The following is a 1,232-nucleotide window of genomic DNA, read 5'->3' as shown; positions in this document are numbered from 1 at the left end:
TAGCGGGATTGGATTCCATGCAGTGCCAGCGCAGCCTGGTAGGGAGGAAAGCTTACTTCGATGCCCTGTGCCACAGATACCTGGACCACATCGTCGTCGAGACCGATGTCCCGGCGGCGCATCCAGAAGGCATAGCAATGACCGTCGCCGGCCCCCGCGCTGCCGTGCTTGGACGGGAACCTGATGCCCAGGGGATAAGACGTGTCGTCAAGTACCTGCTCGCGTAGGTGCGCGGCCAGCAGTGTGGTGCTCCGGCGCTCACCACCGGTGACCTCGGACAGGGTCAGGGATTCGGGCAGCACGCCAGCAATATGCAGGTCGTGCCCTAAGGCCTCGTTGAGAACGGCCAAGGTTGCCGCGTGGGCGATGTCGATCCACCAGCCGGCCCCGAATTCCAGGGTGTAAAGCAACCGGCCCTCACGCCAGTTTGCCGGGATCCACCCGGGAACCATGCTGGAATTGGCCGACCATTCCTCTTCCACGATCCGACGCATCTCTTTCAGGGGCAAGCCCATGAACTTGGCGGTCTTGGCCAAATACGTGCGGTGTCCGTGGGTCATGCGCGCCCATGAGAGTGCTTCAATGAAGGCGCTCTGGGGATCTGCCGCGGCATAAACGGTCCGGCCGGAGGTGTCAAAGCGGTACCAGTTGGCACGATCCTCGTCCAAGGATCCGCGTTCCTGCGGGTTCAAGGGGCCGTAGGATTCCTTGGCCACCCGGTAGGCAGTGACTGGACTCTGGATGAGCGCCAACCCTGTTTTCTGGCAGATGCGGGTCAACCGGAGAACCCGTCCTCGACCATGGCCACGGCTGCTGCGGCGACTTCCTTGAAGCGGTCCTCGCGGATCGCATCAAGGGGGGAGTCGTGTTCGAGCCAGGGGTTGGCGCCAATGAACCACATGCGGGCCACGTGCTCACCCTCCGCCTCGGCCACCAGGCTCCATTGGGTGTAGGCAAATTGGAGACGCTTGACCGCAGCCGGTTTGGGAGTTGGTCCATCCTGCTGGGCCCAACCGTAACTGATCTTGCGGTCCTTGCTTCCGGCCAAGGCGGCGACGAGGGTCGCGCCCAGGGCGGCATTGAGCCGCCGGACGACCTCGCGGATCCCCAGCCGGGCCGTGCGCGCATGGGCCGCCCCGGTGATCGTGGCAATGCTCATGGGAGTATCCCCTTCCCGTTGATCCGTATGGCTGCGGTTATGCCTCCATAATACCCTGCATGGACACTAAAGT

2 protein-coding genes are annotated in these 1,232 nt (G+C 63.2%); both read right to left on the bottom strand.

The window, feature by feature from the left end; translation table 11 throughout:
- Positions 1-752: RES domain-containing protein (locus tag DQ353_RS21080; RefSeq protein ID WP_113765137.1), on the bottom strand; the 752-nt coding region annotated here is incomplete at its 3' end.
- Positions 753-775: 23 nt separating this feature from the next.
- A complete protein-coding gene (locus DQ353_RS21075; RefSeq protein ID WP_113765136.1) occupies positions 776-1,159 on the bottom strand; it encodes a hypothetical protein in 384 nt (127 codons plus the stop codon).
- Between the last annotated feature and the right edge of the window lie 73 nt (positions 1,160-1,232).

The sequence above is a fragment of the Arthrobacter sp. AQ5-05 genome (assembly GCF_003287975.1).
GTDB lineage: Bacteria > Actinomycetota > Actinomycetes > Actinomycetales > Micrococcaceae > Paeniglutamicibacter.
The sequence above is the reverse complement of the archived record's forward strand: the minus strand, read 5'-3'. Positions and strand labels throughout refer to the sequence as shown.

Excerpts from the sequence above, each read along its gene's own strand:
- DQ353_RS21075 (WP_113765136.1), bottom strand. The coding sequence starts at position 1,159 with ATGAGCATTGCCACGATCACCGGGGCGGCCCATGCGCGCACGGCCCGG.